The organism is Sphingomonas olei (assembly GCF_045369765.1).
GTDB classification, from domain to species: Bacteria; Pseudomonadota; Alphaproteobacteria; order Sphingomonadales; family Sphingomonadaceae; genus Sphingomonas; species Sphingomonas panaciterrae.
This window is the reverse complement of record NZ_JBIQEU010000010.1, coordinates 80083-102873: the sequence shown is the minus strand read 5'-3', so window position 1 is coordinate 102873 and position 22791 is coordinate 80083. Positions and strand designations below refer to the sequence as shown.

Annotated in this window: 21 protein-coding genes, 1 tRNA gene and 1 pseudogene; 13 read left to right on the top strand and 10 right to left on the bottom strand. The window is 66.9% G+C overall.

Translation table 11 applies throughout. The features are described 5' to 3' along the window. Both ACH0BU_RS12370 and lpdA read left to right on the top strand, forming a co-directional pair. Entirely contained in the window at positions 1 to 198 is a 198-nt protein-coding gene (locus ACH0BU_RS12370; protein ID WP_136452039.1) for a hypothetical protein, read from the top strand. A 3-nt stretch (positions 199 to 201) separates the two neighbouring features. Next, complete coding sequence (gene lpdA / locus ACH0BU_RS12365; RefSeq protein WP_500264080.1) at positions 202 to 1602, top strand: dihydrolipoyl dehydrogenase; 1401 nt, start codon at positions 202 to 204, stop codon at positions 1600 to 1602. 72 nt (positions 1603 to 1674) lie between these two features. On the opposite strand, the gene ACH0BU_RS12360 is transcribed toward lpdA, so the two are convergent. Together ACH0BU_RS12360 and ACH0BU_RS12355 are read right to left on the bottom strand one after the other, a co-directional pair. Then, positions 1675 to 2499, bottom strand: a complete 825-nt coding sequence (locus ACH0BU_RS12360; RefSeq protein WP_046407592.1) for an alpha/beta fold hydrolase — start codon at positions 2497 to 2499, stop codon at positions 1675 to 1677. A 55-nt stretch (positions 2500 to 2554) separates the two neighbouring features. Then, on the bottom strand, positions 2555 to 3949 hold the full coding sequence (locus ACH0BU_RS12355) for an MFS transporter (RefSeq protein ID WP_500264079.1): 1395 nt from the start codon (positions 3947 to 3949) through the stop codon (positions 2555 to 2557). A 220-nt stretch (positions 3950 to 4169) separates the two neighbouring features. Between ACH0BU_RS12355 and ACH0BU_RS12350 the strand changes: the two genes are divergently transcribed. Next, positions 4170 to 6197, top strand: coding sequence for a prolyl oligopeptidase family serine peptidase (locus ACH0BU_RS12350; protein WP_241212488.1), 2028 nt, complete (start codon positions 4170 to 4172; stop codon positions 6195 to 6197). Between the two features lie 90 nt (positions 6198 to 6287). After that, positions 6288 to 6635 (top strand): hypothetical protein, encoded by a 348-nt coding sequence (locus tag ACH0BU_RS12345; RefSeq protein ID WP_241212508.1) that lies wholly within the window; start codon positions 6288 to 6290, stop codon positions 6633 to 6635. Between the two features lie 26 nt (positions 6636 to 6661). Here the strand turns inward: ACH0BU_RS12345 and ACH0BU_RS12340 are convergent, their stop codons facing one another. Further along, entirely contained in the window at positions 6662 to 7180 is a 519-nt protein-coding gene (locus ACH0BU_RS12340; protein ID WP_136452035.1) for a glycine zipper 2TM domain-containing protein, read from the bottom strand. 111 nt (positions 7181 to 7291) lie between these two features. Between ACH0BU_RS12340 and ACH0BU_RS12335 the strand changes: the two genes are divergently transcribed. Next, entirely contained in the window at positions 7292 to 7693 is a 402-nt protein-coding gene (locus ACH0BU_RS12335) for a DoxX family protein (protein WP_498343204.1), read from the top strand. Here ACH0BU_RS12335 and ACH0BU_RS12330 read toward each other — a convergent pair. Both ACH0BU_RS12330 and ACH0BU_RS12325 read right to left on the bottom strand, forming a co-directional pair. Continuing rightward, positions 7684 to 8835, bottom strand: coding sequence for an aspartyl/asparaginyl beta-hydroxylase domain-containing protein (locus ACH0BU_RS12330; RefSeq protein ID WP_500264078.1), 1152 nt, complete (start codon positions 8833 to 8835; stop codon positions 7684 to 7686). The two genes, ACH0BU_RS12335 and ACH0BU_RS12330, sit on opposite strands and share 10 nt — an antisense overlap. Positions 8836 to 8882: 47 nt before the next feature. Then, entirely contained in the window at positions 8883 to 11189 is a 2307-nt protein-coding gene (locus ACH0BU_RS12325; RefSeq protein WP_334655621.1) for an ATP-dependent helicase, read from the bottom strand. An 82-nt stretch (positions 11190 to 11271) separates the two neighbouring features. Between ACH0BU_RS12325 and ACH0BU_RS12320 the strand changes: the two genes are divergently transcribed. Both ACH0BU_RS12320 and ACH0BU_RS12315 read left to right on the top strand, forming a co-directional pair. Beyond that, entirely contained in the window at positions 11272 to 11673 is a 402-nt protein-coding gene (locus ACH0BU_RS12320; protein WP_145118700.1) for a GFA family protein, read from the top strand. 72 nt (positions 11674 to 11745) lie between these two features. After that, positions 11746 to 12264, top strand: a complete 519-nt coding sequence (locus tag ACH0BU_RS12315) for a GNAT family N-acetyltransferase (RefSeq protein WP_500264077.1) — start codon at positions 11746 to 11748, stop codon at positions 12262 to 12264. Positions 12265 to 12286: 22 nt separating this feature from the next. Here the strand turns inward: ACH0BU_RS12315 and ACH0BU_RS12310 are convergent, their stop codons facing one another. Further along, the gene (locus tag ACH0BU_RS12310) at positions 12287 to 13837 is read right to left on the bottom strand and encodes a porin (protein WP_500264076.1); all 1551 of its coding nucleotides are present in this window, start codon (positions 13835 to 13837) and stop codon (positions 12287 to 12289) included. A gap of 147 nt (positions 13838 to 13984) precedes the next feature. On the opposite strand from ACH0BU_RS12310, the gene ACH0BU_RS12305 reads away from it, so the two are divergent. After that, positions 13985 to 15892, top strand: a complete 1908-nt coding sequence (locus tag ACH0BU_RS12305) for a BCCT family transporter (RefSeq protein ID WP_500264075.1) — start codon at positions 13985 to 13987, stop codon at positions 15890 to 15892. 214 nt (positions 15893 to 16106) lie between these two features. Further along, complete coding sequence (locus tag ACH0BU_RS12300; RefSeq protein ID WP_125944428.1) at positions 16107 to 17405, top strand: MFS transporter; 1299 nt, start codon at positions 16107 to 16109, stop codon at positions 17403 to 17405. A 10-nt stretch (positions 17406 to 17415) separates the two neighbouring features. On the opposite strand, the gene rsmD is transcribed toward ACH0BU_RS12300, so the two are convergent. Beyond that, on the bottom strand, positions 17416 to 17955 hold the full coding sequence (gene rsmD / locus ACH0BU_RS12295; RefSeq protein WP_500264074.1) for a 16S rRNA (guanine(966)-N(2))-methyltransferase RsmD: 540 nt from the start codon (positions 17953 to 17955) through the stop codon (positions 17416 to 17418). A gap of 500 nt (positions 17956 to 18455) precedes the next feature. Beyond that, a pseudogene (locus ACH0BU_RS12290) lies at positions 18456 to 19154 on the bottom strand (pseudouridine synthase); the annotation flags it as partial. Between the two features lie 34 nt (positions 19155 to 19188). Between ACH0BU_RS12290 and ACH0BU_RS12285 the strand changes: the two are divergent. Together ACH0BU_RS12285 and ACH0BU_RS12280 are read left to right on the top strand one after the other, a co-directional pair. Continuing rightward, a complete protein-coding gene (locus ACH0BU_RS12285) occupies positions 19189 to 19845 on the top strand; it encodes a response regulator (protein WP_346962757.1) in 657 nt (218 codons plus the stop codon). A 108-nt stretch (positions 19846 to 19953) separates the two neighbouring features. Beyond that, the gene (locus ACH0BU_RS12280) at positions 19954 to 20406 is read left to right on the top strand and encodes a DUF983 domain-containing protein (protein ID WP_046411633.1); all 453 of its coding nucleotides are present in this window, start codon (positions 19954 to 19956) and stop codon (positions 20404 to 20406) included. A 45-nt stretch (positions 20407 to 20451) separates the two neighbouring features. On the opposite strand, the gene ACH0BU_RS12275 is transcribed toward ACH0BU_RS12280, so the two are convergent. Next, the gene (locus ACH0BU_RS12275) at positions 20452 to 20694 is read right to left on the bottom strand and encodes a hypothetical protein (protein ID WP_500264073.1); all 243 of its coding nucleotides are present in this window, start codon (positions 20692 to 20694) and stop codon (positions 20452 to 20454) included. A gap of 1 nt (position 20695) precedes the next feature. Further along, positions 20696 to 20854 (bottom strand): hypothetical protein, encoded by a 159-nt coding sequence (locus ACH0BU_RS12270; protein WP_164518833.1) that lies wholly within the window; start codon positions 20852 to 20854, stop codon positions 20696 to 20698. A gap of 111 nt (positions 20855 to 20965) precedes the next feature. Here ACH0BU_RS12270 and ACH0BU_RS12265 point away from each other — a divergent pair. Next, a tRNA-Leu gene (locus tag ACH0BU_RS12265) sits at positions 20966 to 21050 on the top strand. Positions 21051 to 21112: 62 nt separating this feature from the next. Then, complete coding sequence (gene tig, locus ACH0BU_RS12260) at positions 21113 to 22765, top strand: trigger factor (protein WP_046410068.1); 1653 nt, start codon at positions 21113 to 21115, stop codon at positions 22763 to 22765. Positions 22766 to 22791: the final 26 nt, after the last annotated feature.

The window sequence follows — 22791 nt, the reverse complement described above, 5'->3', positions numbered from 1 at the left end:
ATGAACCGCGCGGCGGCCGTCGAGCTGATCTATCTGGCGATCGCGCTGGTGGCGACGCAGGCGGTCTTTCGCGCGGCGATCTGGTCCTATCCGCAGGGCACCGACTCGCTGGAGCCGGTGAGCTGGGCGGTGATGCTGGCATTGCTGGCGATGAGCGTGCCGGCGGTGATGAAGGCCGCGCGCAAACCAAGGAACTGAAAAGTGGCAGACACTTATGATCTCGTCGTCCTCGGCTCGGGGCCGGGCGGCTATGTCGCTGCGATCCGCGCCGCGCAGCTTGGGCTGAAGGTCGCGATCGTCGAGCGTGAACTGCTGGGTGGAATCTGCCTCAACTGGGGCTGCATCCCGACCAAGGCGCTGCTGCGGTCGGCCGAGGTGTTTCACCTGATGGGCCATGCCAAGGATTATGGCCTGAAGGCGGAGGGCATCGTCGCTGACCTGGACGCGGTGGTGAAGCGGTCGCGCGGCGTTGCCAAGCAGCTCAACCAGGGCGTCACGCACCTGATGAAGAAGAACAAGATCGCGGTCCACATGGGCACCGGCAAGCTGACGGGGAAGAACAAGCTGACCGTCACGGCCGAGGACGGCAAGGCGACCGAGATCGGGTATAAGAACATCATCGTCGCCACCGGCGCGCGGGCGCGCGACCTGCCGTTCGCCAAGGCCGATGGCAAGCGGATCTGGACCTATCGCCACGCGATGACGCCGAGCGAGATGCCGAGCAAGCTGCTGGTCATCGGATCGGGCGCGATCGGGATCGAGTTCGCGAGCTTCTACAACGACATGGGCGCGGACGTGACGGTCGTCGAGATGCTCGACCGGCTGGTGCCGGTCGAGGATGCGGACATTTCCGCGCATCTGGAAAAGTCGCTGAAGAAGCAGGGCATGACGATCATGACCTCCGCCGGGGTCAGCGCGCTGGACGTCAGCGACAAGGGCGTGACTGCCAGGCTGAAGGACGCATCGGGCAAGGAAGTGACTGCCGAATTCAGCCATGTGATCGTGGCGGTCGGGATCGTGCCGAACACCGCAGACATCGGCCTGAAGGAGTTGGGCGTCGAGATGGACGAGCGCGGCTTCCTGAAGACCGATGCGATGTGCCGCACCAACGTTTCGGGCGTCTGGGCGATCGGCGACATCACCGCGCCGCCGTGGCTGGCGCACAAGGCGAGCCATGAGGGCGTGATCGCGGCAGAGGCGATCGCGGGCGGGCACCCGCATGCGATGGACCCGCGCAACATCCCGGGCTGCACCTATTGCCGGCCGCAGATCGCCAGCGTCGGGCTGACCGAGGCGAAGGCGAAGGAGGCCGGCTATGAGGTGAAGGTTGGCAACTTCCCCTTCATCGGCAACGGCAAGGCGATCGCGCTGGGCGAGCCGGAAGGCTTCGTGAAGACGGTGTTCGATGCCAAGACCGGCGAACTGCTGGGCGCGCACATGATTGGCGCCGAAGTGACCGAGATGATCCAGGGCTACACGATCGGCAAGACGATGGAGACGACCGAGGCGGAACTGATGGAGACGGTGTTCCCGCACCCGACGATCAGCGAGGCGATGCATGAATCGGTGCTGAGCGCCTACGGCCGCGCGCTGCACATCTGATCGCCATCCCGGAATCGAAAAGGGGCGGTGGAGGACGAAACCTCCACCGCCCCTTTTTTCATGAGCCAGCGGTCAGCGGCTGAGGAAGGTCAGCAGATCCTCCGTCAGGCGCTCGCTTTCGGTGGCGAACAGCCCGTGGGGGGCGCCGTCATATTCGACCAGCTGGCTCGCGGCGATGCCGGCGGCCGCGGCGCGACCGGTGGCGTCGATCGGCACCGTCTTGTCGCCCGTGCCGTGGATCACCAGCGTCGGCACGCGGAACGCCGGCAGGTCGGGGCGGAAATCGGTGAAGCTGAAGCTCTTCGCGCATTCCAGCGTCGAACGCAGCGACGCCTGCATCGCAAGTCGCCAGGCCCATTCGAGCATCGGCTGGCTGACCGGGCTGGTCACATAGCCCACGCCGAAGAAGTCTTTGAAGAAATTGTGGAAGAAGTTCGGGCGGTCTTCCTGGATGCCGGCGGCGATCCCGAGAAGTTGATGTTCCGGCACACCGTGCGGATTGTCTTCCGTCTTCAGCATATACGGCACGACCGACCCGACGAGCACGGCCGAATTGACGCCGCGGCCGTCATGGCGGCTCATGTAGCGCGCGACCTCTCCGCCGCCCATCGAGAAGCCGACCAGCGTCGCATCCTGTTCGACGCCGGCCGCTTTCATCACGTCGGCCAGATCGTCGGTCAGCGTGTCATAGTCATAACCCGTCCACGGCTGGCTCGACCGGCCGAAGCCGCGCCTGTCATAGGAGATGACGCGATAGCCGGCCTCCGCCAGCGCCAGTGCCTGAGGATCCCAGCTGTCCGCCGACAGCGGCCAGCCGTGGATCAGCACGACGGGACGACCCTCGCCCCAATCCTTCACGAAGATGTCGGCTCCATCACGTGTCTTGACGTAGGGCATGATTAACTCCGGTTAGTGCCTTGCCGTGAACGAGCGGATGCGAGCCGCGTTCCGGTCAGCGCGAGGGGCGGAGGGTTGGTGCCTCGGCAGGAGTTTCAAAGCCGGCGGGGCTGCTTACCGAGGGGCGCAGCCGGGCGATGCTGCACAGGCCGGCGATGAGCGCGAGCCCGGCGGCCACCAGAGGCGGGACGGCACCGGTCCCGACACCCGCGGCGAGAAGCGCGGCGACCAGCGTGGCGCCGATCGTCTGCCCCGTCAGGCGAAGGGTGGAGATGAGGCCGCCCGCGGCAGCAGCGCGATGGTGCGGTGCGGAGCCGACCACGAGCCGCGAATTGGGCGGCAGGTACAGGCCGAAGCCCGATCCGCACAGCGCCATGCGCCACGCCACGTCGAGTATCCCCGCGTCGGCCGGCATGGTGGCGAGGAGCACCAGCGCGATGAGCGAGACCGCCATGCCGATGCCCCCCAGGATGCCCGCTGGGATACGATCGGACAATGCGCCGGAGAGCGGTGCGACGACCATGTTGGTGAGCGGCCAGGGGGCGATGCAGGTGCCGATCTGCGCGGGGGTGAAATCCAGTGCGGCCAGGCGGAAGGGGGTGGAGACGAGCACCGTCATTGACGCCATGAACGCGGTGAGGCTGCCGACCGCGGACAGTGCGATGATCGGGCGGGCGAGCAGGTCGACGGGGAGGATCGGCGCGGTGATGCCCAGTTCGCGCCGCACGAAGAACCAGCCGATGGTCGCGCCGGCGGCCACGACCGCCGCGCTGACCACCGGACTGTCGCCGTGGACGAAGCTTTCCGCGCCGCCAATGACGAGGCCGAACATCGCCGCGCACATGATCGCGCCGGCAAGATCGAGCCTGGTGAGGCGGGGCGGGGGATCGGGAAGCCAGCGACCGAGGATCAGGCTGACGATCGCGAGCGGGATGGTGCAGGCGAAGACCCAGGGCCAGGGCGCGACGGCGAGCACCAGGCCGCCGACCGTGGGCGCGGCGGCGGCGGCGCTGGTAACGATGACGGCATTGATCCCGAGCCCACGGCCAAGCTGCCGGGTGGGATAGGTGTGACGAATCAGCGCTGACGACACGCTGAGCACGCCAGCCGCGCCGATCGCCTGCATCGTCCGCACGATGAGGAGGAAGGGAAAGCTCTCGGCAAAGAAGCAGAGCAGGGTCGACAGGGTGAAGATGATCTGCCCGCCCTGGTAGGTCCGCTTGAGCCCGATACGCTCCGCCATCCCCGAAAATGGCAGGAGGAGCATGACCAGCGTGACCTGATAAACGGTGACGATCGACACCACGGCGCTGGACGCCACCCCCAGATCCCGCGCGATCGTCGGCAAGGCGACGTTGGCGATGCCGCCGTCGATGATCACCAGCGCGGACCCGCAACCAAGCGCGCCGATCGCGAACAGGCGGCGGGGAAGCGGAAGGCCATCGGACATTGCGGCGGTCATACGCGGATGATGGTCGTGGACAAGCCGGCGATTGCGGGGTGCCGCGGGGTGTGCGCTAAAGCGTTGAATCAGCGCCAGCTCAGGGTTGTTCGATCGGCAGGAGACAGTATATCGACGCCCGATGAAGACACGTCCCGCATTGCAACATCTTGTGGCTATCGCACTTGGAGCGCTTGCAGCACCGCAAAGTGCCGCCCAAATCGCATCGATGACTGAAGATCCGTATATCTGGCTTGAGGACAAGGACGGCAAGCGGGCACTGGCATGGGTAGAGGCGGAAAATGCCCGGACGCTTGCCCGCCTGGAGAACGACCCGCGCTATCGCACCTTCTATGACGAGGCGCTGGCCATCGCCTCCGCCGAGGACCGGATCGCGATGCCGCAGATGCTGGGCGACCGGATCTTCAACTTCTGGCGTGACCAGAAGCACCCGCAGGGCATCTGGCGCTGGACGAGCGCCAAGGAGTACGCCACCGCAACGCCGCGCTGGCAGACGCTGATCGATGTCGACGCGCTGTCGCAGGCGGAAGGCAAGAAGTGGGTGTGGAAGGGGGTCGTCTGCCTCGAACCGGGCGAGCGCCGCTGCCTCATCACGCTGAGCGAGGGGGGCGAGGACGCCACGTCGCTGCGCGAGTTCGACCTGGTCGACGGGCGGTTCGTCAAGGACGGCTTTGCATTGCCGACGTCGAAGCAGAATGCCGACTGGATCGACGAGAACACGCTGATCGTGTCGCGCGACTGGGGTACCGGATCGCTGACGAAGTCCGGCTATCCGTTCGTGGTCAAGATCCTGAAGCGGGGCCAGCCGCTGAGCGAGGCGCGCGAGCTGTACCGCGGGACCAAAGATGACCTGGGCGTGTTTCCATCGGTGATGGTCGACGGCGACGGCAACCGCGCGGTGGTGATCACGCGCGCCAAGACCTTCTTCACCTCCGAGACATTGCTGTGGGACGGCAAGACCGCGAAGAAGATCGCCATTCCGGAGAAGGTGGAGGCGATCGGGCTGGTCAAGGGACGGCTGATCTTCCGCACGAGCGAGCCGTGGGGCGCGGTGCCGGAGGGGGCCCTTGCCTCCTTGCCGCTGAAGGACGCGATGGCGGGAACGGGCACGCCGACGGTGATCTTCGCGCCGGCGGAACGGCAAGCGGTCGACCGGGGCAATGTGCGCGTGACGCGCAATGCGGTGGTTGCGGCGATCTATGACAATGTGCGTGGCCGCGCGATGGTGTTCACGCCGTCCGGGGACGGGTGGAGCAGCCGCAGCCTCAAGCTGCCCGACAATCTGTCGGTCGATCTGGTGGCCAGCGATATCGCGAGTGACGAAGCCTATCTGGCGGTGTCGGGTTTCACCACGCCAACGCTGCTGATGTCATTCAACGCGGCGAGCGATGCGGCGCCAGCGACGGTCAAGTCGGCGCCCGCGCGCTTCGATGCCACCGGGCTGGTGGTGGAGCAGCACGAGGCGCCCTCGTCTGACGGCACCAAGATCCCGTATTTCGTCGTTCGCCGGGCGGACACCCCGCTCAACGGCAGCACGCCGACGCTGATGACGGCCTATGGCGGCTTCGCGGTATCGAACACGCCTTATTATTCGGGCATCACCGGCAAGCTGTGGCTGGAGCGGGGCGGGGCATTTGTCCTGGCCAACATCCGCGGCGGCGGGGAGTTCGGCCCGTCATGGCATGAGGCAGGGCGCAAGACGCGTCGCCAGCTGATCTATGACGATTTCGCCAACATCGCGCGCGACCTGTTTGCGCGCGGGATCACCAGCGCCTCGCGGCTCGGCATCTATGGCGGGTCGAACGGCGGCCTGCTGATGGGCGTCGAGATGACGCAGCACCCCGAATTGTGGGGCGCGGTGACGATCCAGGTGCCGCTGCTCGACATGCTGCGCTACGAAGGAATTGCGGCGGGCGCGTCGTGGGTGGACGAATATGGCTCGGTCAGCGTCCCCGAGGAGCGCGCGTTCCTCGAGCGGATCTCGCCTTATCATGCGCTGCGCCGCGGTGGGCGTTATCCCGAACCCTATATCTGGACGACGACCAAGGACGATCGGGTCGGGCCGCAGCATGCCCGCAAGTTCGCGGCGAGGATGCGCGAATATGGCTTGCCGTACCTGTTCTACGAGGACACGGCGGGTGGCCATTCGGGTGATGCCGACATTGCGCAGGGTGCGCGACTGCAGGCGCTGCAGATGACCTATTTTGCGCGCAAGCTGATGCCCGAGCAGGAGTGAGCAGCCGCATCTACGGGTGCAAACAGGTTACGCAGAGTTGCAGAAAACAAATGTTGCTGCGGTGCAGCAGTGTGGATATTGCCGTTGAACATGAAGCTGAATACCGACCAGGATCAGGTCGCACCGTCGCCGCCGCCGGCCACCATGCCCGTCGTGTTCGAGGCTATCGTCAAGCAGCAGGCACTCGCCGCGACCTATAATCGCGGCGACGTGACGCTGGCGCCGCACATCGTCTACACCAAGCACGGTGAATTCTACCTCGACGCGGTGACGCTGGAGCGCGACGGCAAGCCGCCGCGCGAGCCGAAGATCGGCGCGTTCAAGATCGTTGGCCTGGGCGGGATGCGGGTCACGCCGCGGCGCTTCACGCCGAGCGAGCTCTTCAATCCCAAGGAAGAGCGCTACGAAGGGGTGACGCTGCTGGCCGTCGACTGCTGACTCGCAGCGCCGCGACGATCCGTTCGTCAGCGGCAGCGGATCTGCTGATTGCTGCGATCCACAGCGCGCCCGGCGAGTGCCCCGGCCGCGCCACCCAGCAGCGTTCCGACCGTGCGGCTGCGGCCGCCATCGATGACATTGCCCAGCACGCCGCCCAGCGCGCCGCCGACGATCAGCCCGGTCGTCCCGTCCGACCGGCGGCAGTAATAGCGGCCGTCCGATCCGGTATAGACCCGGTCGTTGGGGCCGAGCGCGCGTTCCTGGTTGCCGGGGCTATAATAGCGGCTGGGATCATAATCGCCCTCATCGCGCCATTGCGGGTCGTCGTACCGGGGGTCGGCCGGCGCGGTGCGATAGCCGGATCCCGGCACCCGGCGCACCGACTGGTAGCGATCATATTCGCTGCGGAAGGTTTCCAGCTCGCGCTCGAACCGTTCCTGCGCGGCGCGGAAGCGCGCATCATCAGCGGCGGTTTGCGCGAGTGCGGGGGTTGCCACCGCCGCCGCGGCGGCAGCCATGGTGACGGCGATGTGACGGAACGACATGTCGCGATCCTCTCCCAATCCTGAAAACCGGGCGCCCGCAAGCGCGCCCCACATAGAGGGCAAGGCGGATACGGTTGCATCGGCGTATCGTTCCGTTGGTCAGGAGGATCGATGATGGACCGGGAGAGCGGCGGCAGACGCGTGGCACGCTGGCTGCTGATCGCCTTCTATCTGACGGCGGGGATCGGGCATCTGCTGTTCATCGATGCGATGGTGCGGATCGTGCCGAAGTTCGTGCCGGCGCCGCGGCTGGTGGTGCTGGCAACCGGGCTCGCCGAGCTGGCAGGCGCGGCGGCCCTTGTGACGCCGCGGTACCGGCGCGCGGCGGGATGGGCGCTGGCGGCCTATGCGCTTTGCGTGTGGCCGGCGAACATGCAGCATGCGTGGAACGACCTGTCGAGCGGAACGGGGCTGCCGATCGGATATCATGTGGTGCGCCTGCTGCTCCAACCACTGATCATCTGGTGGGCGCTGCGGGCGAGCGGGGCCGTGCGCAGCTGCCGTCAGCCCTGATCAACCATCGGCGGGCCATAAGCGTCGATCGCCTCGAACAGCCGGGTCAGGTCGGCGCGTTCGTCGGGCGCAATCTCCGGCTTCCAGATCTCGAACAGCAGGACCGTGCGGGTCGACGTGCCGCGATTCCATGCCTCATGCTCGAAGGAATCGTCGAAGGTCACGAGCTCACCCTCGCGCCATTCGTGCGTGTCGGCGCCAACGCGCAGCGCGCAGCCGGGCGGGGCAATGATCGGCAGATGGCAGATCAGGCGGGTGTTGAGCAGGCCGTGATGCGGCTGGATATGCGCGCCGGGCGTCAGCCTCGAGAACAGCGCCATTGGTGAGCGGCCGGCAATGCGCGGAATGGGCAGCTTCGCCAGCGCCGCCATGGTGACGGGAAAGCGATCGGCGTTCTCCGCCACGATCTCCCCGCCGCGCCACAGATGCAGCGCGCTCCATGCCGGATCGTCGAGCAGGGGGTTGTTGGGGAGCGGGCGGTTGGGATCACCCTCCACATAGGGGCGGAAGCCCTCGGTAACGGCTTCCAGTTCGGCACGGATGGCGGGTGTGGCGGCCTCCAGTTCGGCGACCCACTCGAACTCGTCTCGGCGGTAGAAGGGGCGCTGCGGCAGCCCTTCGAAATAGAACATCGAGGGTTGTTGCAGGTGAAGTTCGCGGCGGCCGAGCAGCAGGTCGACTGATTGGGCGACGCGGCCGGCGTGAAGCGCGCCCACGGCCGCCTCGACATGGCCGGCGAAGCGCACGGCGCTTTCCTGCTTGAACGCTTCCGCCTGGCGCAGCAGCGGGTGGAGCGAGGCCGGAACCTCACGCATGGCCGCGGCCTGATTGAGCGCCGCGGTGTAGAAGACGGTTGCGGCGCGATCGTCGCTATCGAGCCGCTTGCGATCCCCCATCAGCAACAGCCCGGCGAGGTTGCGAGGCTGTTCCCTGAGCAGCGCCTGCAGCGCCTCCGTCTCAGCCGGGGCGTCCCCGATCAGTCGGCAGGCCTGGGCGAGCGGCAACCACGGACGCGGCACGTCGGCCGGGGCCTCCACCGCCAGCCGATCAAAGATGGCGCGGGCGCGGGCGCCGTCGCGATTGCGCAGGGCATCGAGCCCCTGACGGGCGAGTTGGTCGGCATCAGCACGCGGAAGGGCCATGGCCGGACTATTGCGGCATCAACCCGGCAGGTAAATAGCACTGAGGCTCAGGGGATGGTGACGAAGCTGTCCATGACGCGCTTGCGGCCGGCCTTCTCGAACTCGATCTCGAGCTTGTTGCCCTCGATCTCCTCGATCGTGCCGTAGCCGAACTTCTGGTGGAAGACGCGCAGGCCAACCGACAGGTCGGTGCGCCCCTTGTTGCCGAGGCTGACCGCCGGCGTGCGACTTTCGACCACGCGCGACGGTTCGCGCGAAAAGGTGCGGCTTTGCCAGTCGCCGCCGGGCTTGCCGCCCAGCGTCCCCGCCGCGCGCTGCCAGCCCGGGCCGCGGCCGGTGCCGCGCCCGACGTCGGCAAAGGGGTCGGCGCGTTCCGACCAGTTGGCGCGCCACAGGCTTTCGCCGCCCGACATGGTGGTTTCGGTTTCCACGTGATCGTCGGGCAGCTCCGCGACGAAGCGCGAAGGGATGGAGCTGGTCCACTGGCCATAGATGCGGCGATTGGCGGCGTGGAGGATCGTGGCCTGGCGGCGCGCGCGGGTGATCGCGACATAGGCGAGGCGGCGTTCCTCCTCGAGCCCGCGGGTGCCGGTTTCATCGAGCGAGCGCTGCGAGGGGAACAGGCCTTCTTCCCAGCCGACCAGGAAGACGGTGTCATATTCGAGGCCCTTGGCGGCGTGGATCGTCATGATCGTGACCTTGGGATCCTCCCGCAAGCCTTCATTGTCCATGACGAGGCTGACGTGTTCGAGGAAAGCGCCGAGGCTTTCATATTCCTCCATCGCTCGGACGAGTTCGCTTAGGTTTTCCAGCCGGCCCGCGGCCTCGGCGGACTTTTCCGCCTGCCACATGGCGGTGTAGCCGGATTCGTCGAGGATCTGTCGGGCGAGTTCGGGGTGCGGAAGATCGCGCGCCATGTCGCGCCAGCGCGCGATGTCACCGACGAAATTGCCCAGCGCACGGCGCGCCTGCGGGGTTAGTTCGTCGGTGTCGAGGATACGCGCGGCGGCGAAGCTGAGCGGGAGGTTCTCCGCGCGGGCAAGCTGGTGGAGCTTGGCGATCGCCTTGTCGCCAAGGCCGCGCTTGGGCGTGTTGACGATGCGTTCGAACGCGAGATCGTCCGCCGGCTGGTTGACGATGCGCAGGTACGCGAGTGCATCGCGGATTTCCTGCCGCTCGTAGAAGCGGAAGCCGCCGACGATGCGATAGGGCAGGCCGATGGCGATGAAGCGGTCTTCGAACTCGCGCGTCTGGTGCTGTGCGCGGACCAGGATCGCCATGTCGTCCAGGCTCTTGCCCGCACGCTGGCACGCCTCGATCTCGTCGCCGACGCGGCGCGCCTCCTCAGGCCCGTCCCATACGCCGACGACGCGGACCTTTTCGCCGACGTCGAGCTCGGTCCACAGCTGCTTGCCGAGCCGGCCGGTGTTGTTGCCGATCACGCCGCCGGCGGCGCCCAGGATGTGCGGCGTGGAGCGGTAGTTCTGCTCCAGCCGGATGACCTTGGCGCCGGGGAAGTCCTTTTCGAACTTCAGGATGTTTTCGACCTGCGCGCCGCGCCAGGAATAGATCGACTGGTCATCGTCGCCGACGCAGCAGATGTTGCGGCGTTCCTGCGCGAGCAGCCGCAGCCAGAGGTACTGGACGGCGTTGGTATCCTGATATTCGTCCACCATGATGTAGCGGAAGCGCTGCTGATACAGCTCCAGCACCTCGCGATTGTTCTTCAGGATGGTGAGGACGTGGAGCAGCAGATCGCCGAAGTCGCAGGCGTTCACTGCGCGCAGGCGGGCCTGATATTGCTCGTAGAGTTCGCCGCCGCGGCCGTTGGCGTAACGCTCGCTTTCGCCGGCGTCGATTTCGCGCGGCGTCAGGCCCTTGTTCTTCCATTCGTCGATCAGGCCGGCGAGGCTGCGCGCGGGGAAGCGCTTCTCATCAATGTCGGCAGCAAGGACGAGCTGCTTCAGCAGACGCAGTTGATCGTCGGTGTCGAGGATGGTGAAATTGTTCTGCAGCCCGACGAGTTCGGCGTGGCGACGAAGCATCTTTGCGCCGATCGCGTGGAAGGTGCCGAGCCATGGCATCCCCTCCACCGCATCGCCGACGAGGCGGCCAACCCGCTCGCGCATTTCGCGCGCCGCCTTGTTGGTGAAGGTCACCGACAGGATCTCGCTGGGATAGGCGCGGCGGGTGTAGAGCAGATGGGCGAGGCGCGCGGTCAGCGCCGCCGTCTTGCCGGTGCCGGCACCGGCGAGGACGAGGACGGGCCCGTCGGTGGTAAGCACGGCCTCGCGTTGCGGCGGATTCAGGCCGGAAAGATAGGGCGGCTCGCTGGCTTGGCTCTGCGTCGACAATTCGGTCACGGGTGCCACGTAGGCAGGGTTGCGCGACAGCGCAATGCATGAGAACAAAGGTGAAACGATTGGGAGAAGGGTGATGAGCGCGACGGGACGCTGTCATTGCGGGGCGGTCACATGGGCAGCCGAAGGTGAGCCGCAGCATCATGCGATCTGCCATTGCGAGGATTGCCGGCGCTGGTCGGGCGCGCCGATGGTCGGGTGGATCGCGTGGCAGGAGGATCAACTGACCGTCGAAGGCGCGACGACGCGCTATCATTCGTCGCGGCACGGGACGCGGGAGTTTTGCAGCGCCTGCGGGACGGGGCTGTTCTATCGCAACCCGGAGACCTTGCCGGGCATCGTCGACATACAGTCCGGTACGCTCGACGACCCGGAACGGCTGCCGCCCGGCGCACAGATCATGGTCAAGGAGCGGCTGGGCTGGGCGCCGGGCATCGCCGACCTGCCGGCGTTCAACGCCTATCCCGGCATGGACTGACGCCGCCGGGGCGCGCAGGAGCTGCGTGCGGCTGTTGCCGGTTGAACGGTCATCGGCGAAAGTGGAGCGATGATGTCACAGGCCTCTTCACTGACCATCCGCCGCTTCGCCGAGAGCGACGTGCCGGCGGCGCTTGCCATTCAGGCAGTCTGCTTTCCCGCGTTCCTGCTGGAGGACGAAGCCGCCTTCGGCAGCAGGGTGAGACTGGCGAGTTCGTGCTGCTTCGTCGCGATGCAGGGCGACACGATGGCGGGCTATGTGCTGGCGCATGGCTGGCCGGAGGGGTCGCCGCCGCCGGTGGGAGCCGTGCTCGCCGAGCCGCCGCAGGTCGACGTGCTGTTCATCCACGACATGGCCGTCTCCCTTGACGCGCGCGGGCTGTCGGCCGGACGGGCGCTGATGGAAGCGGCCTTCATGTGCGCCGCGGGGCAGGGCATTGGGCGCGCCGAGCTGATCGCGGTGGGCGGCGCCGCGACCTATTGGCGCACGCTGGGGTTCACGGAGGCGGCGGCATCCGATGCGCTGGCGGCAAAGGTGGCCGGCTATGGCGCCGACGCAACCTGGATGACGGGCGCCATCCCGCTCGACTGACGATCGCGAACTGACGCGGCCGTCAATAATTCCACTGTAGCTGCGCGCGGATGACATCGCCCTCCGCCCGGCCGAAGCGGCGCTCGTCTGCCTCGCGCCGCGTCATATCGGCATAGGCGAGCGTCAGCTCCAGTTCCTCGATCGGCTGGAATTCAATGCCCAGCTCGATCTCGTCCGTTTCCAGTCGGGGCGCGTTGACGATCGCCTTCCACCCGCCGCGATACGTCTGCCAGCGAACATAGGGCATGAAGGGGCCGAGCGGGCTCTGGCGAACCCGGCCCATCGCCTGGACGTAGCCGCCGCTGAGGGAGCGGGTGCGGATCGTCCCCAGCAAGGGATCATATTCCGGGCCGCGGCCCCAGTTCCATTCCGCCTGGAGGCCGAACGGCTGGGGGTAGAGGATCAGGTGAACGCCGACCCGATCGTCACGGAAGCTGGCGTCGCTGACGCCGCCGGTGCGGATTTCGGGGCGGACACGGTTGCGCATCCCGGACGCGCCCACTTCGAGTACCTGGCCGGCGAAGGTGGTGCCCAGGCCGTCAAGCTCGAACGGCCAGGTCGCCATGGCGACGCTCATCAGGTCATTGTTGCGTTCCGGCCGGTTGACGCCCTGACCGTTATACAGGCCGAGACCGAAGGCGCCGTAATTGCCGAACAGCTTCTGCCCGTCATCCTCCAGCCGGTCCCAGATCCGCTGCACCGCGGCCGGCGTAAAAAATGCGGTCACGCCCAGATCGCGTTCGCCGGGAATGGCACTGTTGATCCCGTCCGAGCGGTCGAGCGTCAGCCGGTTGGAGGATGATTGAAGGTTCTCCCAGCCGAACGGTACCTTCTGCTGACCAAAGCGAAAGCGGAAGCGGCGATCGGCCCATGGCGACCAGTCGACATAGGCATCGCGCAGCTGGGCGAACCCCTCGCGACGCTCGCCCGCGGACTGGTTGCTGACCGCGACGGCGAAATCGGGCTGGAAGTAGAAGGATACCGAATCGGACAGATCGCCCGAAAAGACGAGGCGGATACGGCGGAAGGTGAAATTGCCTTCGTCGGTGATGCCGCCGTCGCCGGGTGACCGCAGCCGTGACACGCCGTCCGGGGCGGTGGCGTCGCCCGAGATGATTTCGTTGAGGCGCAGCTGCGTATAGCCGCGCACGTTGATCCGTTCGTACCACGGCTTGTCGGCCGGCGGGGTGGCGGCCGCGAGCGCTACCGGCGGAGCGGCGGTGGGCGTAGCGGCCGGGGTGGCAGTCTGTGCCGGGGACGCGGGGGTGGCAGGCGCGGTGGCCGCTACCTGCGCGTCCGGTGCGGGCGGCTGATTCGTCGTCGCGGGCGCAGGAGCAATGGTGGCGGCGGACTGGTTGGCGGCAGGCTGGTTGAAGGACGCGGCCGGCGCGGCGGCGCGCTGATTTTGGGTCAGCACGCGAATCTGCGCCTTCAGCTCGTCGATCTGACGCTGGAGGTCCTCGACGGTGGGCGTTTTCGCCTGGGCAAAGGCCTGGGCCGGGGACACCAGCATCCCCAGCGCCAATGCGCCGACCCCAAGGCGGCGACGGAACGCGGCTGGTTCCTCCCTCATCACTCGCAAACAGCTCCGGCAATCACAATTCGGGTGCCGCCCTATGCCCGTTCAAAAAGCGTGGCAATCAGGGAGACGTCCGATGCCCTGATCGGCATCAATGATCTGGATGATCCAAACGCGCCCCTGGTGCGTTCAGCCGCCCTGATGATCAAAGCTCAAATCGTGCCGCGCGTGTTCTGGGGGGCGTCGGCGATCGTCGTCGCCTTGCTGACAGTGACATTGCTGATGCCCGGCCGCGCGGACGTGGCGTTCAGGGCAGCGCAGGCGTGGACGATCGATACGTTCGGCTGGTTCTACATCGCGTCGGTCGCCGTGTTCCTGGTCGTGGCGCTGATCCTGGGGTTCGGGCCCGCCGGCAAGCTGAAGCTGGGGCCGGACGATGCCGAGCCGGATTTCCCTTATGTCTCGTGGCTGGCGATGCTGTTCGCCGCGGGCATGGGCATCGGCCTGATGTATTTCGCGGTGGCCGAGCCGATCCAGCATTACATCTCGCCGCCCGAGGTGGAGAGCGGCACGATCCTCGCGGCGCGTGAGGCGATGGCCATCACGTTCCACCATTATGGCGTCCATGCCTGGGCGATTTATGCGCTGGTGGGGTTGAGCCTGGCGTTCTTCACCTATCGCAAGGGGATGCCGCTGACGCTGCGGTCCGGCCTGTCACCGATCCTGGGCAAAAGGATCAACGGCCCGTTGGGCGATGTGATCGACATCTTCGCAGTGTGCGGCACCGTTTTCGGCATTGCGACGTCGCTGGGGTTTGGCGTGTCGCAGATGACGTCGGGGCTGGCCTATAATTACGGCGTGCCGGACACCACCGCGACCAAGGTGGTGGTGATCCTGGTCGTAATGGGCGCAGCGACGCTGTCGGTGCTGAGCGGCGCGGACCGGGGCGTGCGGCGACTGTCGGAACTGAACCTGGTGCTCGCCGTGCTGCTGATGCTGTTCGTGCTGGCGGTCGGCCCGACGCTTTTCCTGCTGCGTGCGCTGATCCAGAATTTTGGCCTGTATCTCGATCATTTCGTGAAGCGTACCTTCACGCTGTACGCCTATGAACCGCGCGCCTGGATGGCGGACTGGACGCTGTTCTACTGGGCCTGGTGGATCGCCTGGTCGCCGTTTGTCGGCATGTTCATCGCGCGTATTTCGCGTGGGCGGACGATGCGCGAGTTCGTCACCGGTGTGCTGTTCGTTCCTACCGCCTTCACCTTCGTCTGGATGACGGTATTCGGCAATACGGCGATCGCGCTTGATCTTGGCGCAGCATCGGGCGGCATTGCCGATGCGGTCCAGGCGAACCTGTCCACGGCGCTGTTCAAGTTCCTGGAATATCTGCCGGCCGCCGGCTTTACGTCGACGCTGGCGATCATCCTGGTCGGTGTGTTCTTCGTCACCTCGGCGGATTCGGGGGCGCTGGTGATCGATACGCTGACGTCGGGCGGTGCGGAAGAAACGCCGCGCTGGCAGCGGGTCTATTGGTGTGTGCTGCTGGGTGTGACAGCGACCTTGCTGCTAGTGGCGGGCGGTCTGGGCGGATTGCAGGCGGCGACGCTGATGGCTGCGCTGCCCTTCTGCTTCATCATGCTGCTGCTGGCGTTCGGGCTGGTGCGGCAGGCGAATGCCGATCTGGAAGGGATCACGCTGGCTGATGAGGCCGCGCCTGTCAGCGAGCGGCTGAAGCGATTGTTCGTCCCGGCGCGGCGCGGCGAGATCATGCGCCAGCTGCAGCAACAGGGGGAGCCGGCGCTGCGTTCCGTTTATGATGCGCTTCAGCAGGACATGCCCAGCGAATGCCGACTGGACATGGAGGACGGTGAGGTCGTGCTGACGGTCGGAACGGAGCCCGAGCGGCGTTTCGTCTACCGGTTGTTTCCCCGTCCCCGTCCGCTTGCCGCCTATACCGCGCTGGAGGCGCCGGAGGGCAGGCGCAGCGTGACCTGGACGCTGGCGGCGCAGACCAACAACGATCCACGTTTCCGTGACCTGACCGATTTTTCGCAGGATCAGATTGCCGGTGACGTGCTGGCGCAGCTGAAGCGCTGGCGGCTGGGCTGAGACGGGAAAAAGAAGGGGCAGCCGTTAACGAACGACTGCCCCGCAGTTCAGGGAGTGCCGCGACCGGAGGCCAGCGGCTGTCGGTGTCAGATAGGGGGCTGGACCGACAGGGCAGCCTCTACAGCGCGAATGTTGCGCAATTGTGTCGCGTAGGGACAAAGTTGTTGCACGGCGGCCGTGTTGACGCGGGCGCGGCGTGGAGGGAGAGGGAGGCATGAGCACCATCGTCTCCGGCGGCAATTCGTCGCGCCGCGTTCTTCTGGCGAGCTTCGTCGGCACCGGCGTCGAATTCTACGATTTCTACATCTACGCGACGGCGGCGAGCCTGGTGTTCGGCCAGATATTCTTCCCGGTCGCGGAGCCGGGGATGCAGCAGATGGCGAGCTTCGCCACGCTGGCGGTGGCGTTCTTCGCGCGGCCGGTGGGTGCGGCCTTCTTCGGGCATTTCGGCGATCGTATCGGCCGCAAGTCGACGTTGGTCGCCAGCCTGCTGACGATGGGGCTGTCGACGACGCTGATCGCCTTTCTTCCGACCTATGCGCAGGCGGGATGGTGGGCGCCGTTCATCCTGTGCCTCCTGCGGTTCGGCCAGGGATTTGGCCTTGGCGGCGAATGGGGCGGGGCGGCGTTGCTGGCGGTGGAGAATGCGCCGCCGGGCTGGCGCGCTCGTTTCGGTTGCGCCCCCCAGATGGGCGCGCCGGCGGGATTCATCGCGGCGAATGGCCTGTTCCTGCTGCTGGGCCTGTGGCTGACGCCCGAGCAGTTCCGCGATTGGGGCTGGCGTATTCCGTTCCTGGTCAGCGCGCTGCTGGTCGGGCTGGGGCTGTGGATCCGGCTGAAGCTGACCGAAACGGCCGAGTTCGCCGCGGCGCTGGAGGAAGCGCCGCCACCGGCGGTGCCGTTCGCCGAATTGCTGCGCCACCACGGTCTGGCCACGCTGGCCGGGACCGTCGGCGCGATCGCCTGCTTCGCGCTCTACTATATCGCGACGGCCTTTGCGCTGGGCTACGGTACCAAGACGCTGGGCTATTCGATGCAGTCCATGCTGCTGGTGCAACTGGGCGCCATCCTGTTCATGGCGGTGGGGATCTATGCCTCCGCCTGGCTGGCAGACAAGAAGTTCGACGAGCGGCGGGTGCTAGCGGGCGGGTGCGTCGCGGTGGTGTTCGCCGGTTTCCTGCTGGGGCCGATGATGGGCGCGGGGTCGCTGGTGCTGGTGTTCGCCTTCCTGGCGCTGGCGCTGCTGCTGATGGGGTTCGTGTACGGCCCGCTGGGCGCGTGGCTGCCCGGCCTGTTCCCGCCACGGGTCCGCTACACCGGGGCGTCGATGGCGTTCAACGTGGCGGGCGTGCTGGGCGGCGGCCTGACGCCGCTGTTCGCCCAGGCGCTGGCGGAGAATGTCGGCCTGTCCGCGGTCGGATGGTACGGCAGCGTGGCCGCCGCGCTGAGCCTGGTGGCCCTGGTCGCTACGAGGCCGCGGCCGCGCACCCACGCCGTCGTGCTGGAGCCGTAAGTTCGCTGCCTCAGGCGGCGCGCAGCAGCGTGATCTTTGCCTTGCCGTAGACGCGTTCGGCGTCGACGACGAAACCCTTCACCTCGACGTCCTCCTGCTTGGCGGTCTCGATCGAGATCCACGTCGCCGGGCCGGCCCAGCCGAGCCGGCCGAGCTTGTCGAGTGCCACCGCCCCGGCGCCGGTGCCATAGGGCGAGTCCATCATGATGAGGTCGAGCGGCTTTGCCGTCGGGCCGAGTGCCAGCGCGCTGCCGGCGCGGACCTCCGCCCCGCTCGCCTTGAGCGCGGCAATATTGGCGCGCAATGCGTCGAGCGCGGCACGATCCTGCTCCACGAACAGGCAGGAGGCCGCACCGCGCGATAGCGCCTCCAGCCCCAGCGCGCCCGATCCGGCGAACAGATCCGCGACGGCCAACCCGTCGAAGCTGCCGAGGCGGCTCGCCAGCATCGAGAACAATGCCTCGCGCGTGCGGTCCCCGGTGGGACGGGTCGAATCGCCCTTGGGCGCGACGAGCGGTCGGCCGCGCCATTCGCCTGCGATGATCCGCATCAGCGCTTCCCCCGCGGGCGGGGCGGGCCCAAGCGCGATGCGCCGGGGCGAGCAGAGCCAGCGCCCGGTGACCGCGGCCGTCCGCCGCCGGGACGTGCGGGGCCGGCGTTGCGCGGTGGCCCGTCGGGACGATCGACGCGTGGCTTTGCCGAGCCGCGCGGGGCGGAAGCGCCGCGGGCGGGGCGGCTGCTGCGATCGGCCGAGCGACCGGCAGCGCGGTCGGTATCCGCGCTCGCGCCACGCGCCGGCCGTTCCGCAGGAGCCTGTTCGGCGCGGAAGGTGCGTGCGCGCTCGTTGCGCGCCGTGCCGGCGCGACTGGCGACAGAGCCGTCGGCGCGGCGGCGTGGTTCCTTCTTCGCAGCGCCGGGCCGCGTCCGCTGCGCTGGTTTCTTGTCGGCGGGCCGCTCCGGCGCGGGGATGGCGTCAGCCGGGGGCAACACCGGCTCGACCGCGCGGCGGCGCGCGGGTTGCGGCAGTTCGCGGCGCGTCGGCTCCGCGCTGAAGCTCTCGACGTCGTGACGGCGAACCTCGCCGATCTGGCCGGGGGCAAGATCACCGAGGACGAACGGGCCGTAGCGGGTGCGGATCAGGCGGCTGACCTGCAGTCCCAGATGCTCCAGCACACGCCGGACCTCGCGATTCTTGCCTTCCTTCAGCACCAGTTCGATCCAGAGGTTCGCGCCGGTGCGGCGTTCGATATTGGCGTCGATCGGGCCGTAACGGACGCCCTCGATCTCGATGCCGTGGATCAGCTCCTCCAGTTGCGGCTGGCTTATCTGGCCGTAGGCGCGGGCGCGATAGGCGCGCTCGACGCCGGTGGCGGGAAGTTCCAGGAGCCGCTTCAGCCCACCATCGGTGGTCATCAGCAGCAGCCCTTCGGTGTTGAGATCCAGACGGCCGACCGGCATCAGGCGCGGCAGCCCCTTCGGCAAGCGATCGTAGATCGTCGGGCGCCCGGCGGGATCGCGCTCGGTCGTGAGAAGCCCTGCCGGCTTGTGGAACAGGAATAGGCGGGCCGCCTCCGGCGCGGCAACAGGGTTGCCATCCACCGTCACCCCGTCGAGCGAGGCAAGCAGGGTCGCCGGCGTGTCGAGCGTGACACCGTCCAGCGCGACGCGGCCCTCCGCGATCATCCGTTCGATCTCACGACGCGACGCGACGCCGGCGCGCGCCAGCAGCTTGGCGATGCGGGCGGGCTCCGGCGCTCGGGTCGTCGATTTCTGGTCATGGCTCTTGCCGGGTCCGGTCAACGGCCCGTCACGCTTTTCTGTCGGCATGGAGCGCTATTACCGCGGTTCATGTCGCAGCGCGAAAATATTTGCGACCAGCCGTCACCCGGCGCGTTATTCCTGCCATGGGAAAGAGGGACAGGCGCGGATCGGTCGTATGATCTTCAGGAAGCGCAAACGGTCGATCATCCGTCTCCTCCTCGTCGAGGACGAGCCACTTGTCGCCTTCGACACCGAGCATCTGTTGAGCGAGCAGGATTTCGAGATCGTCGCCACCGTGGATCGTGTTTCCGATGCGGTGGCCACACTGCAGGCCGGACACGACATCCATCTCGTGCTGGTCGACGTTCGGTTGGCAGACGGCAGCGGCATTGATGTTGCGCGAGCCGCGGGCGAACGCGGCATTCCCTCGCTGTTCGTCACCGGCGACTGCCCGCCGGAGGCGGAGCTGGTCGGTGTCGGCTGCCTCTACAAACCGTTCGAACAGCGCGATCTTCTCCAATCGATCAAGGCGATCGAGGCGAGCCGGGCGGGCAAGGTCCCGCGGCGGCTGCCCGATGCCCTGCGGCTGTTCTCGGCAGATCGCGGCAACGAAGCGCCGAGGGTCAGCCAGACGCCAGATGCGACGATTCAGCAAAGCAGCGTGCCCGGCCGTGAATGACGCCGGGGCCAGCGCCGGTTTCTTCAGCGAGGTTCAGGAAAGGTGCGGGCGAGGTGGACATTATGTCCAATCCCGGCTTGATGGCGGCATCCCTACCTGCTGAGCATGATGGAGAAGCAAGCTATCGAAAGCGAAGCCCAGTCCGACGGAGACAAATTCCGCTGGATCCTGAAGAGCGGGTGGAAAGGTCTTTGTCCGCGTTGCGGCAAAGGTCACATGTTCCAGTCATGGCTAAAGATCACGGATCGATGCGAGAACTGTGGCCTCGATTACCGCTTTGCTGCGCCTGATGACGGGCCGGCGTTCTTCTCTCTGTGCATCGTGGCCCTGCCGCTGACGGCATTCATCGTGTGGTTGCAGGTCGCCTTCGATCCACCCGGCTGGGTCCATCTGTTCACGTCGGTTCCGATCATGGCGCTGGGCACGGTGCTGCCGCTGCGGCCGATCAAGGGATGGCTGGTCGCCTCTCAATATGTGAATCGCGCGCAGGAAGCGGGGACGCAGAAGCTGTGGGCGCAGCTTCATGGCACGGACGCGAGCAAGAGCGACTTCGACCAGTAGCTGCGGCTCTGGTCCAAGCGGCTGTCCGCGCGCCGGCTGCCCGCGCTAGTTCACGCGGGGATCGTGCCGGCTGTCATCGGGGCTGTCGGTTTCGCTGAAGCGGGCGGGAGCGTCGTGCGGCTCCGCAATGGCGCCTTCATCGACCGCTTCGTTGCGGATCGCGGTTTGCCCCTCGATGTCGGTGCGGGCAAGATCGTCCTGCGCGGCAGGCGGGCTGTCCGGCGTGGCTTCCGGTTCATCTTCGGGCAGGCTGTCGATCAGCGGGTCGTTGCTGCGATTGTCGGTCACGTCAGATACTCGGGTTGGCGGGGGCAGGATCGTTCGCAGGGGCGCCCGGTGCCGGCAGATCGATGTCGGGCGCGGGCGGCGTCACTTCCGGCGGCGGGGCCGCGGGCTGAGCCGGCTGGGTGGGCTGAACGGGTGTTTCGGGCGGGGGCGTGGTGGCCATGTTCTGGGTCCTCTTCACGCTTTCAACGCGCGATCGCGCTGCGTGGTTGCTCGCGCCGCTTGCCGATCGGCTCCACCCGGTATAGAGGCCCGCGACCGGCGGTGCCTAAATGCGGGCGTGGCGGAACTGGTAGACGCGCTGGATTTAGGTTCCAGTATCGCAAGATGTGGGGGTTCGAGTCCCTTCGCCCGCACCAGTTTATCCGCGGCGTGCCCGCGGACAGGCACCATCCACGAAATTTCAGTTGAAGGCACGAAGATGCAGACTGTCGAGACGTTGAACGAGGGCCTGAAGCGCGCCTACACGCTGACCATCGCGGCCAAGGACATCGAGGCGCGCGTTGATGCGGAGCTGGCACGAGTCGCACCGCAGGTCCGCATGCCCGGTTTCCGCCCCGGTAAGGTTCCGGCGAACATCGTGCGCAAGATGCACGGCCCGGCGCTGCTGCAGGACGCGCTCAACACGTCGATCCAGGAAGGCATCCAGACGCTGCTGGCTGAGAAGCAGCTGCGTCCGGCGATCCAGCCCTCCGTCCAGCTGGCCGACGGCTATGAGCCAGGCAAGGACGCCGAACTGACCGTCGAGTTGGAAGTGCTGCCACAGGTGCCGGCGCCGGCGATCGAGGGGCTGAAGCTCGAGAAGCTGACCGTTCCGGCCGACGACGCCGTGATCGACGAGCAGCTGCAGAAGTTCGCCGACCAGACCAAGAAGTGGGAAGACGCCGAGGAAGGCTATGCCGCGAAGATGGGTGACCTCGTCACCGTCGATTTCGTCGGCAAGACCATGGACGGCGTCGCCTTCGAAGGTGGCACCGGCACCGACATGGCGATCGAGCTCGGCTCGGGCCGCCTGATCCCGGGCTTCGAGGATGCGACCGTCGGCGTGAAGGCCGGCGAGGAGCGCCAGATCAAGGTGACCTTCCCGGAGGATTACCAGGCAAAGGAACTGGCCGGACAGGACGCCACGTTCGACCTGACCGTGAAGTCGGTGAAGGTCGCTGGCGAAGCGACCGTCGACGAGGACCTCGCCAAGAACCTGGGCCTCGAGAGCCTGGAGCAGCTGCGCGGCCTGGTCCGTGGCCAGATCGAGAGCGAGCTGGGCAACCTGACCCGCACACACATGAAGCGCAAGCTGCTCGATCAGCTCGCCGCCGGCCACGATTTCGAAGTGCCGCCGTCGATGGTCGAGGCCGAGTTCCAGCAAATCTGGGCGCAGCTCGAGCATGAGGCGACCCATGAGCCGGATCCGAAGGCGGCAATGGAAGAGATGGAGAAGGAGCGCGACGATTATCGCAAGATCGCCGAGCGCCGCGTCCGTCTCGGCCTGCTGCTGAGCGAGATCGGCCAGGCCAACGGCGTCGAAGTCACGCAGCAGGAAATGAACCGCCTGATAGCGCAGGCCGCGCAGCAGTATCGCGGCGAGGACCAGCAGCGCTTCATCCAGTACATCCAGCAGGAGCCGATGGCTGCTGCCCAGCTGCGTGCGCCGCTGTACGAGGACAAGGTCGTCGACTTCCTGTTCGACAAGGCTGAGGTGACCGAGCGCGAGACAACCCGCGAGGAGCTGGAAGCCGCGATCGAGAGCGAGGACGGTTTCGCGACCGGCACCCATCACCACGATCACGACAACCACAAGCCCAAGCAGAAGAAGGCCGCGGCCAAGAAGAAGGCTGACGAGGCCGCTGCCGAGGGTGACGAGGGCGACGAGGTGAAGCCGGCCAAGAAGGCGGCGCCGAAGAAGAAGGCCGCGGCAGCACCGGCCGAGGACGAGGCGACCGACGAGGCCGCAGCGCCGGCCAAGAAGGCAGCGCCGAAGAAGAAGGCGGCTGCCGCTGATGCCGAGAGCGAAGCGGAAGCACCGGCCAAGCCGAAGAAGGCCGCTGCCAAGAAGGCGCCCAAGACCGAAGGCTGATCTTAATTCGTTTCGGATAGTGAAGG